Below are 13,176 nucleotides of genomic sequence, written 5' to 3'. Positions count from 1 at the left end.
GGGCATTCGGGGGAAGCCGGGCGCCCCTGTACGGAGTTCCCCGGCCCCCCCGGGAGCCTCTAGCGGCGCTGGAAGGTGGTCATGTCCGCCTGCGCCTTTTTCAGCGCGTCGGCGGCGCTGCGCTGGCCGCTCAGGACGGCGGCGAGGGCCTCGTTGATGGGCTTGGCCCAGTCGGGTCCCTGCGGCCCGAAGGTAAAGGCGCGGACGTTGCCGTCGTCGGCCCCGGCGAAGACGAGGCGGGCGTTCTGGGCACCGGGGTCGGTCTTCTTGAAGTAGGCGTTGTTCGTCAGCGAGGAGCGGCTGGGAATCGCCAGGCCCTGCTCCAGCACGTACTGCTGGGCCTGGGCGCTCGTCAGTAGGTTGAGAACCTTGACGGCGGCGGCGCGGTTCTTGGTCCCGGCGTTGATCGCCCAGCCCACGGTGTACAGGAAGTTGCCACGCTGGCCGGTCTTGTTGTTCTTGGGCATCAGCGCGGTGCCGTAGCGCAGGTTGGGGGCGTTGTCGCGCAGGAAGTTCACGATCCACCCGCCCTCGAAGACGACCGCGACCTTGCCGGACTTCAGGCAGTCGCCGCCCCAGCCCGCCGAGAGTTCGCTGGGGGTCACGCCCACCTTGTCCCGCGCCAGCCCGGTGTACCAGGTAAAGGCTTCCGCGAAGCGCGGGTCGGCCAGGTTGGTGCGGCCGTTGCTCCCGAACTGTTGCCAGCCGGTCGCGTAGGCAAAGGCCCCGAAGCGGTCAAAGTTGGGCTGCAGGCAGGTCCCGTAGTAGTCGCCTCCCAGCCGCTGCTTGACCTGCCGTAGCTTGGTCGCCAGGCTGGTCCAGGTCTCGTTGTTGGTGGGGTAGGCGACCTTCGCCTCGTCGAACAGGTCGCGGTTGTACACCATCGTGAGGGTGTTGAAGTCCTTGGCGATGGCGTAGAGCCGCCCCCCACGGGTAAAGGCCGTGTTGAGGCTGCGGATAAAGGGGCTGGTGGTCACGACCCCGTTCAGCGGCAGGATCTTGCGCGTCGCCACGAAGCCGTCGAGCGTCTCGGCGGGGAGGTACATCACGTCCCCAGCGGTCCCGGCGGCGAGCAGGGTGCTGAGCTGCTGGTTGTAGTCGCCCTGAAGCGGCTGGTAGGTGACTGTGACCCCCTCGCGGGCCATCACGGGCCGCACGAAGCGGTTGATCAGGTCGTTGACGAGCGCCTGATCGGTGCCGCCATAGCCGTTGATCTTGATCGTGCGGGTCGCGTCCTGCGCGGCGGCGGACGGGGCGAGGAGGGCGAGGCCGAGGGTCAGGCAGAGGGCTCGGTTCATGGGGTTCCTCCGGGGGGGGGCGCGACCGTCGCGCCGGGGACGAGGTGAACGGGAACGACTTCGCCACGGGGGGGGCGCCCCGAGGTGGCCTCCTGCATCAGCGAGAGCGCGGTGCGGGCGATGCGGCTGATGTCCTGCGCGACGGTCGTGAGGCGCACGGGCAGGGGCAACTCGGGCAGGCCGTCGAACCCCACGACCGACACGTCCCCCGGCACCCGCACTCCCAGGTCGTCCAGCGCGGCGATGGCCCCGGCCGCGCTCTCGTCACTCTGGGCAAACAGGCCGGTCCAGCGCAGGCCCCCTTCCCAGGCGCGGCGGGTCGCCCGGTAGCCGCCCAGCACGGTGAAGTCCGCCCCGATCACCTGGGTGCGGGCGCCCGCCGCCCCCGCCGCCCGAAGGAAGCCGCGCTCGCGGTCCTGGGCGACCTGGCTGCCTCCCGCGCCGAGGTACACGAGGTCGCGGTGCCCCGCCCGCACCAGTTGCTCGGTCGCCAGCGCCGCCCCGCCCTCGTCGTCGGGCGCGACCCAGAAGAAGCCGGGCTGGTGCCCGATCAGCACCGCCGGGACCCCACGCTCCCGCAGCAGCTTCAGGCGGGGATCGCCCTCCGCCGCGTGCATCACGAGCACCGCGCCCGGCAGCCGCGCCAGGCGGGTCAGGTCCGCCCGCAGGTTCACGAGCTGCACGCCGTGCGAGGCGGTGTGCTCCTCCAGGGCCTGGCGGAACAGCACGTGGTAGGGACTGAGCAGCGGGTCGTCCGGGGCAAAGGAGAGGCCCAGCGTGCGCCCCGTGCGCCAGCTCAGGTGCCGGGCGGCCGGGTCGGGCACGTAGCCCATGTTCGCCATGACCTCCTGCACCCGCTGCCGGGTCGGGGCGGCCACCGTGGCGTGCCCGTTGATCACGCGGCTCACCGTGCCCTTGCTGACGCCAGCAGCCCGGGCGATGTCGTCGATGGTGGGTCGGGTCATGGGCACAGGATTCATGGTCGGCAGCGCTCCTGGGGGCTGTAACCGGTTACAAGCCGGGCGACGCGGGGCAGGCCGTCCGGGTGGGGCAGATTGTAAGCGGTTACAAGGCCATTGTCCCTTTTCCGGGAGCGGTGTCAAGGGGCGGGCTCAGCCGTGCCCGTCCAGACAACTGGCCCCCCGGAGTCTGGGCCGTGCGCTAGCCTCCTGAACGGCCCGCAGAGGGCCACTCTTATCCAGAGCGGCGCGAGGGATCTGGCCCCAAGACCGCCGCAGCAACCGGCCCTCATCACGGCATCGGTGCTGACCAGCCCGCACGCGCCAACGATGGTTCATCCGCGTCGGGACCGATAAGGGAAGGGTCAAGCTCGACACCGTCGCGTCCCCTTCTCCGTTCTCAGCCTCGGGAGGGGACGTGCGCTTGTTGTTCCCCTCCGGCCTTTCCAGACGGAGGATTGTTCGTTTGTCCGTTTCATCTCCCCTGCCCGCCCTGCTGTTTGAGGGCGTGGGCAAAACCTATCCGGGCCAGAGCAGCCCGGCCCTTCAGGACCTCACGCTGGCGGTGCCGCGCGGCCGCCGGGTCGGCATCATCGGCCGCAGCGGCGCGGGCAAGAGCACGCTGGTCCGCCTGATAGGCGGGCTGGAGACGCCCGACGCGGGCCGCCTGCTGGTGCAGGGGCAGGACCTCTCGCAGCTCGCACCCGCGCAGCGGCGCTCACAGCAGGCCCGCATCGGGGTCGTCTTTCAGCACTTCAACCTGCTCGCGCAGCGCACGGCCCTGGGGAACGTGACCCTGCCGCTCGAACTCGCGGGGGTGCCGCGCGGGGTCCGGGAGGCGCGGGCGCGGGACCTGCTGGCGCAGGTGGGGCTGGCGGACCTCGCGGGCCGCTATCCCGCGCAGCTCTCCGGCGGGCAAAAGCAGCGGGTCGGGATCGCCCGGGCGCTCGTGCTGGACCCCGACCTCCTGCTGGCCGACGAGGCCACGAGTGCGCTCGACCCGGAGACGAGCGCGGGCATCCTCGCCCTGCTCACCGAGGTGCAGCGCCACCGCGACCTCACGCTGGTCGTGGTGACCCACCAACTGGAGGTCGTGCGGGCCGCCTGCACGCACGTCGCCGTGCTGGACGCGGGGCGGCTGGTGGAGAGCGGCGAGACGCGGGAGGTGCTGGCCCGGCCCGCCCACCCGGTCACCCGCGCCCTGCTGGACGCGCACCGCCCGCAGGTGCCGCTCTCGCCGGGCGAAACGCTGCGCCGGGTCACCCTCCCCGACCTGGGCGCGGACACGCTGGAGCGGCTGGCCGCCCTGGGGGCGCGGCTGGTGCAGGCCGAGCCGCACCCGCAGGGGGTGGACGCCTGGCTGGCCCTGCCGGAGACGGCGCCCGACCCGGCACTCTGGCCCCGTGAGGTCTCCTTCCCGCTGGGGGCGAGGGCGTGATGGACAGCCTCGCGCCCCTGCTGTGGCAGGCCACCTTGGAAACGCTGTGGATGGTGCTGCCGAGTGCGCTGATCGCGCAACTGCTCGGCACAGCGCTGGGGGTGGCCCTGACCCTCACCCGGCCCGGCGGCCTGCGCCCGCATCCTGCCCTGTTCCGGGTGCTGGACGCCGCCATCAACGTGGGCCGCAGCCTGCCCTTCATCATCCTGCTGGTGCTGCTGATTCCCCTCACCCGGCTGGTCACGGGCACCAGCATCGGCAGCACGGCGGCGATCGTGCCGCTGACGGTGGCCGCGATTCCCTTCGTGGCCCGGCTGGTCGAGGGAGCGCTGCGCGACGTGCCCCCCGGCGTCCTCGAGGCCGCCCGCGTGGTGGGCGCCACGACCGGACAGATCGTCGGCAAGGTGCTGCTCCCAGAAGCCCGGCCCGCCCTGATTCACGGCTTCACGGTGACCCTGGTCAGCCTGATCGGCTACAGCGCGATGGCCGGGGCGATCGGCGGGGGCGGCCTGGGGGACCTCGCCATCCGTTACGGGTACCAGCGCTTCGAGACGGACGTGATGGTCGCCACCGTGCTGCTGCTGCTCGTGCTGGTGCAGGGCGTGCAGTGGCTGGGCGACCGCGCCACACGCCGCGCCGATCACCGCTAATTTTTCTCCCACTTCCTGGAGTTTCCCATGAACAAAATCCTGATCCTGTCCGCCCTGGCCCTGACCCCCCTCGCCTCTGCCGGGACCCTGCGCGTCGGCGCCACGCCCGTCCCGCACGCCGAACTGCTGGAGTTCGTCAAGCCGACCCTCGCCAAGCAGGGCGTGAACCTGGTGATCCGTGAGTTCACCGACTACGTGCAGCCCAACCTCGCGCTGGCGGACGGCAGCATCGACGTGAACTTCTTCCAGCACCTCCCCTACCTGCAGGAGTTCCAGAAAAACCGCCCGCTGGGGCTGGTCGCGGGGGCGAAGGTGCACGTGGAGCCCATCGGCCTGTACAGCCGCCGGGTGCGGTCGCTGCGCGAGGTGCGCTCGGGGGCGACCATCGCCCTGCCCAACGACCCCAGCAACAGCGGGCGGGCCTTGAAGCTGCTGGAGCGGGCGGGGCTGATTCGCCTCAAGCCCGGCGTGGGCGTGCAGGCCACCGTGCGCGACATCACGGCCAACGTTGGGCGCCTGCGCTTCCGCGAACTGGAAGCCGCGCAGCTTCCCCGCGCCCTGGCGGACGTGGACGCGGCCATCATCAACACGAACTACGCGCTGGAAGCGGGCCTCAACCCCCTGAAAGACGCGCTGATCCTCGAAGACCGCCGCAGCCCCTACGCGAACCTGCTCGTCGCCAAGCCCGCGACCCTGAAAAACCCCGACTACCTCAAGCTGGCGCGGGCGCTCCAGAGCCCCGAGGTCAAGGCCTTCATTCTGAAGAAGTACGGCGGGGCGGTCGTTCCGGCGTTCTGAGGACGGGCCTCCGCGCCACTCACCCCACCAGACCCGAGGGCAATTCCTTCGGGTCTCGTACTTGCTGCTTCGCGGGAGTTCTGGCCGGACACCCCACCCAGCCGGTGAGGGGCGGGGACCGGGCTGGCGGGCGGCAGCCTCGGACAGGGAGGCCAGGACACAACGGCCTTTCCTGGCCCCAGCGGCTTCACCGCACGTCCCACCACTCCACCGTGTCCGCCCCGACGACCGCCAGCCGGTCGCCCACGAAGGCCACGTCCTTCGCCCCGGTCAGCGCGGGGGCGCTGCGGACCCGGCCCGTCCCCGCGTCGCCCAGCCGCCACCCATTCCAACTCTGGACGCCGACCCAGCGTCCCGCCGCATCCACCCGCAGGGCGGAGGGAAAAAAGCCCCCCTGTGTGGGTTTGGGGAAGGTGAGGGTGCCCGCCGCCTGCCCGGTTGCGGCCCGGTACAGGCGCACCTCTCCACCTTCGGTCGCCAGGGCGAACCACTCCCCGTCGGGGGTCAGGGTCACGCTGCGGCCCGCCGGAAGGTCCAGTGTCCAGAGCCGCCGCTCGCCCTGCCAGCCGGACAGCTTACCTTCGCCCTGACACAGCCGCACCCGCGTCAGCACGGGCGTGAGCCACTGTCCCCCCTCGCAACCGGGCCGGGGGTCGGTGGCCACCAGCCTCAGCGGGACGGTCTGCCCCGCCGTCAGGCCGCCCAGCCGGGCCTGCCACACGCTCGGCGTGAGCTCCGGCTCGGTGCCGGGGGTCCAGCTCAGGTCGCGTCCAGAGACGGTCAGCGTGTCTCCCGCCAGCGTGAGCCGCTCGCCCTCGGCAAAGTCGGGGAGGCGCAGGGCCAGCGGGTCGGCGTTGTCCGGGCCATAGACCCACAGGGTCGTGCCCGAGAGCGCCAGCGTCACGTCCCCGTTCTCGCTGAAAAAGACCCGTTGCGGCACGGGGCCGACCGTCTGCGGCATGCTCTCGCCGGGGCGGCTGAGGAGCAGCGCGTTCGCCACGCCGCTCGCTATCGCCCCCCGCGCCGACACCACCCGGATCAGGGCGTCCCTGGGGGCGGGGGTGGTGTCTTGGAGGGTGAAGGCCGTCTCTGCCCCCTTTGGAACGCGGTAGCGCCACAGCGTCCGGTCGGAGTTGAGCAGCACCTCGCCGCCGCCCGGTGCCCAGGTCACTTGCAGGTTGTTCAGGGTCTCGGTGTAGGGGTCAGGCCGGAGCACCACCCGCTTTTCGCCGCCCGGCAGTGCCCAGAGGGTGACCCGCCGCGCCGCGCTCCAGGCCAGCCAGCGCCCGTCGGGGCTGAACGAGAGCATCTCGCCCTGCCGGGGAGTCGTCTCGAAGCCCAGCGCCGGGTATACGGTTCCCAGGTTGAGCGCCTTGCCGTCCAGACGCACGTTCACCGGCCCGAACCCCTGCGGCTTCGTCGCCAGCCAGTCGCCGCGCCGGGCGTAGAAGCCCACGAGGTCCCCCCCGCCAACCTCGAAGGGGATGTTCGCAGTGCTCTTCTTCCAGAGGCCCTGCGGGGTGAAGACCAGCCCCGGCGCGTCCCCGACCCGCAGCGCCGAGCGCACCGCCGCGTCCAGGGGCTCCGTCCCTTCTCCCAGGGGTTTTCCGGTGTCGGCCGCCAGCCGCAACGCCTGCCCGTTCATTCCCAGCAGGGTGAGGCGGTGGCCCTCCCAGCGAACGTCGAGGGGCCACCACCTCGGGGCGACCTTCTGCCGCCACACGGGGCGCAGCGGCGAAACCTGCCAGAGGGTCAGGCCCGCCTCGTCGCGGGTCAGCAGTCGGTCCCCGTCCTCGCTGAACGCTACGGGCTGCACGTCGCGCCCGGCCGGAAAGCTCAGCGCGCGCGAGGGCTGGGGCGCGAGGGTCTGGGCGCCCGCGAAACTCAGCAGGGCGGCGGCCAGCAGGCCGAGGCGCCTCATTTCTCGCTCCCTTCGGCGCGGTAAAAGCGCACCGCGTTGTCCCGCTCGCTGCTCAGCAGCTCAGCCCGCGCCGCGTTCCAGCTCAGCGACTGCACCAGCCCGCCCGCCCTGGCGAGGGGTTGCGGCGGCTGCCCTGGTTCGAGTGCCAGGAGGTCGCCTCCGGCCGTCCCCGCGACCAGTGTCCCACCGGAGGAAAAGGCCAGCGCTGTGACGCCGCTCGCCAACTTCTGGCCCAGCATCTCCGCTCCTCCCCTTCCCGCGTCCCAGCGCCGCACCTCCCCGGTCAGGCTGCCCGCCGCGAGGGAGCCGTCCGGCCCGAAGGCCAGCGCCCGCACTGCGCCGGGGAGGGTATAGGTCGCGGCCACCTGGGTGTCCGGCAGCGAAAAGATATGCACCGCGCCGCCCCCCGTCCCGAGCGCCACGCGCTTCCCCTCCGGGCTGAAAGCCGCGCTCAGCACCCAGCCCTTGCCCGAGGGCACGGCCCGCGCCGACCACTCTGGCTCGCCCGTCGCCACGTTCCACACGGCGGCCCCGCCCGCCTCATAGCCGACCAGCAGCCGCCTGCCCTCCGGGCTGAAGGCCAGGGCACGGTTCAGTCCGCGTGCGCCCACCTTCCACGTCTCGGAAGAGGTCTTGAAGGTGGCCCGGACCGCTCCCGTCGCCACGTCCAGCAGCCGGGTCTGTCCGCCCTCGCCCAGCGCGAGGAGGCGGCCGTCCGGCGAAAAAGCCAGCGCGTGGGCGTCTCGCGCGGCGACCTGCCACAGCAGGCGGCGTGAGGCGCGGTCCAGCATCTGCACGTTGGCGCTGCCGACGCTGGCGACGCGCCCACCGTCGGGCGATGAGGCCGCGGCCCGCGTGAAATGGTCGCTCAGCGGCGTCACCGTCTCCTGCCCAGCCGCCCAGTGCCGCACCGCCAGCCCTGGCCCGGCCTTGACGAGCGCGGCGACCGGGGCGCCCGTTTCGTCCACGGCCAGCGGCGCGTTCCACGCGGGGGCCTCGGACACCACGCCGTCGTCCAGCCCGGTCACCCGGTCGAACTCGGCCACCCGGTCGAAATGCGCCGTCCACAGCCTCTGCGGCGTCTGGGCCAGCAGGCGCCGACCGTCCACAATGCCCAGCGTGCGGCCCGTCGCGGTGTCGATCTCGTGCAGGTAACCCGCCGCGCCGAGAAAGGCCCGGTCACCGTCCCGGCTCCAGGCGACGGTCAGGATGCCCGGCACCTCCCCAAAGCGGGGGTCCAGCCACAGCGGCGCGGGATCCCCCTGCGTGTTCAGCAGCATCAGCCCCTGCGCCGAGGAGAGCAGCACTTGGGGACGGGCCGGGTTGTGGCTCAGGACGGGCGAGGCGAAGGGCGCCACCCACCCGGACAGCGACTCCCCGTCGCGGCCCGCCACCTCCGGCCCGGTCAACGACCAGAGCGGGCGTGGGGGGTCGGCGGTCATGTCATACGCGGTGAGCTGCTGACCCAGCACGTACAGGGTCCGGGTGTCCGGCGCGAAGGTGGCTTGCAGGTCGCCCCCGTGCCGGGCAGTCTCGCCACTGAGGGTCAGCGCGTGGGCCTGCCCCTCCTGCCAGAAATAGACGTAGGGTGCCTGGTGGCTGACAAAGGCCACTGCCCGCTGCCCCGGCGTCCACTGCTCGCGGAAGACGACCGGCAGCGGACCGAAATCGCCACTGAAGGTGCCGCTCGCCAGTTCCAGCACCTTCAGCCGCGCCTTGTCGCCCTCGCCGACCTGCACCAGCGTCCGCAGGCTTTCGGGAGCAGCGACACTTGGCCAGTCGCCCGCCGGAACGCTCAGGCGCTCGCCGGGGGCAGGTTCACGGCTACTGAGCAGCCGCCCGCTCGCCGCGTCCCAGGTGAGGAGTTGCGGCCCGCTCTGGGTGTAGACCTGCTTGCCGTCCGGCGTCAGCGTGCCCCAGGTCACCTCGCCCACGTGGCCGCCGAAGGTCCAGGTGTCGACCAACTTGAGGGAAACCACCTGCGCGGCCGCCAGGGGGGTCGCCGTGAGCAGCAGCGCCCACAGCCACCGGGAAGTTCGGTGCATGGCCCAGGCTAAGGCACAGGGCTGACGGGTGGGTGATGGGGAGCAGCTCCCCTGGCTCAGGAACTGGGTAGGAACCACACTGGGCGAAGTGAGCACGAAGCTCTGTCCAGGGCGCCACGTTGCACGGCCTATAGGCACTATCAGCCTGGAGACGCGGGTGATCCTCTGGGTTCCGAAGCAAAAGGATTGCCGTCCAACTCCTGGGTGACCCGATGTGGCGCTGGCCAGGCTATCCAATCTTCGGGGGGCGCTCCGTCGCACGTCACCCATAAGTTCCTCCCCTCGACTCTGCCTCCCCTATAGTCTCTGCGTGTCCGTGCCCACCCAGGCGAACCCGCCGCCGCCCCGCTGGATTCCGCCCTGGCTCGCGGTTCTCCCCGCTGCCTATGTGCTCTCGCCCCTGGCGCTGCTGGCCCTGCCGCAGCTTCGGCGCCTGCCCCGGCCGGTGTGGTGGCTGCTGGGCTTCTACGCCCTGAGCCAGCAACTTCCGGCCCTGTTCGCTCCGGAACCGGTGCTGGCCAGCCTCCTCGCCCTGGCCCGCACCCTGCTCATGCTGGGGCTGATCGGCGTCGGCGTCGCCCTGGGGGACAGTGGGCGGCTGCGGATGATGGGCTGGGGGCTGGCCCTCGTCTTCCTCACCGCCCTGATCTTCACGGGATTGGGGGGGGCCGACCTGATCATTCAGCGGCTCAGCCACCCCTACATGACACCGATCACGCTGGGGGTGGCGGGGGCGTTCGGGGTCTGGATTGCCCTCTTTTGCACGGGCAAGCTGCTCTGGCGCGTCCCGCTGGGCCTGCTGGCGACGGCCGTCCTGCTGCTCTCCGGCAGTCGCGGGGCGCTGGCGGCCATGCTGGTGGGTGTGGGGGCCGGTTTCATCGTGCGCCGGGGCTCGCGGGTGCTGGCGGGGGTACTGGCCGGGGCAGCCCTCCTCGCCGGGGGCATCTTCCTGGGGCGGCAACTGGACCTCTCGGCGGTGATAAGGCTGAGCAGCGCCGACACGACGGGGCGAGACGTGCTCTGGTACGACGTGCTCAGTGTCATTCAGAGTGAACCGTGGAGCGGCGTCGGTAGCTACCGGCTGGGCGCCCGACTCACGCCCCCCGGCGGAAGCTGCGAACTGTTCGTCTCCCCGGCCGGATCAGCGCCGGAGTGCCCGGCCTGGGTGGAGAGTCTGGGCAATCCCTGGCTGATCGCGCACAACGTGACCATGCAGCAGCTTGCCGAGACGGGGCCGCTCGGGCTGCTGGGGTTGTTCGTGCTGCTGGGCGCCGTGGTGTTGGCCGCCATCCAGGCGAGGTCTGCTCTGGGGCTGGCCGTCCTCTCGGGGCTGCTGATCGCCACGCTCAACGACAATACGCTGCTGGTTCCCAGTCCTTTTTTCGCGGAGGTGTTCTGGATCACGGCGGGAGCGCTGCTGATGCACCTCCAGTTCACGGGCGCCGGGATTGGCCTGACCGCGACCGGCCTGCTGACCGTCCTCTCCTTGCCTATGCTCTCGTTTCTCCGCTCCCCGGCGTCCCCGCAGGAGCTTGAGCTGACTTTCCTCAACGCCCCCCCGACTGCCCAAGCCGCCCAGCCCTACCGGGCACTCGCGCAACTTGAAGGTGCTCCTGGGCGCTACCGGGCCGTATGGCGCGGGTGTCTGGACTCCTGCCTCTCGCTTCAGACTCAGCCTTTCGAAATCCGTGAGGGGACCTCGCCGGTGCTGATCTTTGAGAAGACCTTATTTCCAGCGGACCGCCAGCAAGTCGAATTGCTTATTTATCCAGAACGTTCGAGCGAAAGCTCGCTGCCCCTGGGTCGGCGCCGATGGGAAGTGTCCCAATGACTTGCTGCTTTCCCGGCCGTCACACGTTTTCAGGCCCCTGCACGTTTTCAGGCCCCCGCGGTGAGGCCCACCGTCAGGCTACAGTGGCCCCATGAATCACTGGGCACGTGGTTTCCTCTGGACCCTGGTGCCAGCGGCGACGGCAGTGGCCACCCTGATGAGCGCGACGGTGACTGAACCCGTGGTTCCCCGCCTGGGGCTTAAGTCCAGACCCTGCCAGCCATCGCCGCAGTTCAGGCCCAGCGGCCAGCAGGACTCCGGGGGACTGGTGCGTGAGGGCGAAGGCTACCGCATGACGGGGCTGTCCTGGCTCCAGGCGGACTTATGTGGACCGGGTACACTGGTCATCACGGCAGACGGCGAAGCAGGAGCAGGGGAGCAGCCGCGGCTCGACATCGCCCTGAATGGAAAGGTCATCGCGTCCGAGTCCTTCGGCAAACGCCGCACCGCCGAGGTTTCGGTGCCTGACGCGGGAGTTTTGACACTGACTTTCGTCAACGACCTCTTCTTGGCTGATGTTCGGCTCGCTACCTTCGCGCAACCCTATCTGCTGGGGAGCAAGTGTAACCAGATCACGGACGTGGTGGTTCCTCCGGAAAGTGCTGCGGGCTGGGACAAATTCAGTCGTTCGGGTACGGTTCTACGTCGCTCTCCACCCGTGACCCTAGTCCCATGTGGTGCTGGTCAACTCAGCATTGCCCTCAAGGGGCAAGCTGCGGGAGGTGAGTATCCCCTTGTTGTCTTCCGGCAAAATGGTGAAGTAATCCAGAATGCGCGTACAGGGGAAGGATTTGAGCGAATTAAGTTCGCTGTTACAGCACACCCTATTGAGATTGCCGTTGGTAATCCATATGCAGTACTAAGATTTGATCGCAATCTAAATATACGACAATTGAAACTCAGACCTATACCGATAGAGGACTAAACTTACGACCTCTTCAATCGTTAATACCTTCTTTGAAAATGGGTTGTGTCTTGATAGATCTGAACTGGTGGACAAGTCGGTAGCCTGGACGAACAAGCACAATGCACGCGAATGCTGCAGCCACCCACCAATATAGGGAGCTGTATCGATTGGTCATGATCGAGAGCACTGTACCGGCAAACACGCCACCATACAGATATACCCAGACTGGTAAGCGCGTACTGCGAGCTGCCCGGTAGAATGCACCACAAATCAGCCCTACGATCAACACATAGATTTGCGAACCCAATAGACCAAAATCTTTCAGGGGAGCACTGAGCCATGTAAACGTGTTGAAGTAGAAAGGGATGAACGCAGGTTCTTCCGCCTCGCTGAGTCGGCTTCCGTCAACAGGAGCAGCTACAATCTGGGCTATACGTATGGCGGGATAGACCGTGCGCTGGGGAAGCACCTCCACTATTGGTAAGCTGGAATCGGCAACCAGTGTAGAGAGTGCTGGTATGCTCCCTGTAAGATAAACGTACGGGTCCACCCACATGTCTGATATATCCGCCCTAATAGCATAGCGAAAACTACTAATACTATCTACCTTGCCCGTACGCTCACTGACCAAAACGAAAAATGCTATCAGTACTGCTATAAGTGCGCTCCCCGCCACAAGATAACGTCGACTACGAAATTGAAACTTCATATCTTGGATCAGCCACATTCCTGCAATCCAGAGCGCCGTGGCAATGATCGTGCTACGTTCTGGCAGGATGGAAAAATAAGCGAAAGCAGTTAGCAACACGATAGCCGTCACCCATGTCCGCTCCCGCGTCAACATCCAGCGCAGTGCCAGAGCGATCGTTCCCAGGGAAGGCAACAACAATAATATACCGTACAATCCTGTGCCGCCTCGGTCACTAAAACGCACATAGGATGGATTGGAAAGGAGAACAGACAGACCAAAGCGGGACTCGTAGTAATACAGACTGGAAGCCACTCCAGCAAGTGTGACTGAGCTCAAAAGAAGGATGGAGGGAATGTGGCGTGCAGCCGCCTCGCGCGTTGTGCGCTGGGAGGGTGGATAAAAATGGAGGAGGCCACCAACCACACTCGCAACCGTAAATACACCCGCGCTCAACAAAACACATACCAGGGTAAGCACAGAGACCCTGGGGTAATCCATGATCGGGAGGGCCAGAAGCCCCAACATTGCCGTCCAAACAAGCCCATACAACACGGCTGGATGCCGCAGGTCACGGACGATAAACCAAGCTCCCAGGGACCAGACCCCCAGAGCAAGGAAGGTGGCGAGGTACATAGAGG

The 13,176-nt window shown here is 68.5% G+C and carries 10 protein-coding genes and 1 riboswitch; of the genes, 5 read left to right on the top strand and 5 right to left on the bottom strand.

Translation table 11 applies throughout. The annotated features are described in order from the left end of the window. Nucleotides 1-59 precede the first annotated feature (59 nt). Both L1280_RS08400 and L1280_RS08395 read right to left on the bottom strand, forming a co-directional pair. Entirely contained in the window at nucleotides 60-1,298 is a 1,239-nt protein-coding gene (locus L1280_RS08400) for an extracellular solute-binding protein (protein ID WP_253581653.1), read from the bottom strand. Beyond that, a complete protein-coding gene (locus L1280_RS08395; RefSeq protein WP_253581652.1) occupies nucleotides 1,295-2,263 on the bottom strand; it encodes a LacI family DNA-binding transcriptional regulator in 969 nt (322 codons plus the stop codon). Before L1280_RS08395 ends, L1280_RS08400 begins: the two co-directional genes overlap by 4 nt. Before the next feature lie 226 nt (nucleotides 2,264-2,489). Beyond that, nucleotides 2,490-2,617, top strand: a riboswitch (SAM riboswitch). Nucleotides 2,618-2,723: 106 nt separating this feature from the next. On the opposite strand from L1280_RS08395, the gene L1280_RS08390 reads away from it, so the two are divergent. Genes L1280_RS08390 through L1280_RS08380 form a run of 3 tightly spaced genes read left to right on the top strand, consistent with a single transcriptional unit; the run spans nucleotide 2,724 to nucleotide 5,143 of the window. Then, nucleotides 2,724-3,695 carry a methionine ABC transporter ATP-binding protein gene (locus tag L1280_RS08390; RefSeq protein ID WP_253581651.1) on the top strand — a complete coding sequence of 324 codons (972 nt, stop codon included), beginning with the start codon at nucleotides 2,724-2,726 and terminating at the stop codon, nucleotides 3,693-3,695. Then, nucleotides 3,695-4,345, top strand: coding sequence for a methionine ABC transporter permease (locus L1280_RS08385; RefSeq protein WP_253581848.1), 651 nt, complete (start codon nucleotides 3,695-3,697; stop codon nucleotides 4,343-4,345). Before L1280_RS08390 ends, L1280_RS08385 begins: the two co-directional genes overlap by 1 nt. A gap of 27 nt (nucleotides 4,346-4,372) precedes the next feature. Then, nucleotides 4,373-5,143 (top strand): MetQ/NlpA family ABC transporter substrate-binding protein, encoded by a 771-nt coding sequence (locus L1280_RS08380; RefSeq protein ID WP_253581650.1) that lies wholly within the window; start codon nucleotides 4,373-4,375, stop codon nucleotides 5,141-5,143. 187 nt (nucleotides 5,144-5,330) lie between these two features. On the opposite strand, the gene L1280_RS08375 is transcribed toward L1280_RS08380, so the two are convergent. Together L1280_RS08375 and L1280_RS08370 are read right to left on the bottom strand one after the other, a co-directional pair. Next, the gene (locus L1280_RS08375; protein ID WP_253581649.1) at nucleotides 5,331-7,064 is read right to left on the bottom strand and encodes a hypothetical protein; all 1,734 of its coding nucleotides are present in this window, start codon (nucleotides 7,062-7,064) and stop codon (nucleotides 5,331-5,333) included. Continuing rightward, a complete protein-coding gene (locus L1280_RS08370; RefSeq protein ID WP_253581648.1) occupies nucleotides 7,061-9,109 on the bottom strand; it encodes a WD40 repeat domain-containing protein in 2,049 nt (682 codons plus the stop codon). Before L1280_RS08370 ends, L1280_RS08375 begins: the two co-directional genes overlap by 4 nt. Nucleotides 9,110-9,419: 310 nt before the next feature. On the opposite strand from L1280_RS08370, the gene L1280_RS08365 reads away from it, so the two are divergent. Both L1280_RS08365 and L1280_RS08360 read left to right on the top strand, forming a co-directional pair. Continuing rightward, nucleotides 9,420-10,940 (top strand): O-antigen ligase family protein, encoded by a 1,521-nt coding sequence (locus tag L1280_RS08365; protein ID WP_253581647.1) that lies wholly within the window; start codon nucleotides 9,420-9,422, stop codon nucleotides 10,938-10,940. A gap of 91 nt (nucleotides 10,941-11,031) precedes the next feature. Further along, nucleotides 11,032-11,865 carry a hypothetical protein gene (locus L1280_RS08360; protein WP_253581646.1) on the top strand — a complete coding sequence of 278 codons (834 nt, stop codon included), beginning with the start codon at nucleotides 11,032-11,034 and terminating at the stop codon, nucleotides 11,863-11,865. Nucleotides 11,866-11,878: 13 nt separating this feature from the next. Here the strand turns inward: L1280_RS08360 and L1280_RS08355 are convergent, their stop codons facing one another. Further along, entirely contained in the window at nucleotides 11,879-13,171 is a 1,293-nt protein-coding gene (locus L1280_RS08355) for an O-antigen polymerase (RefSeq protein WP_253581645.1), read from the bottom strand. Between the last annotated feature and the right edge of the window lie 5 nt (nucleotides 13,172-13,176).

Origin of the sequence: Deinococcus sp. HSC-46F16 (assembly GCF_024171495.1) — a bacterium.
Lineage (GTDB): Bacteria > Deinococcota > Deinococci > Deinococcales > Deinococcaceae > Deinococcus.
The sequence above is the reverse complement of the archived record's forward strand: the minus strand, read 5'-3'. Positions and strand labels throughout refer to the sequence as shown.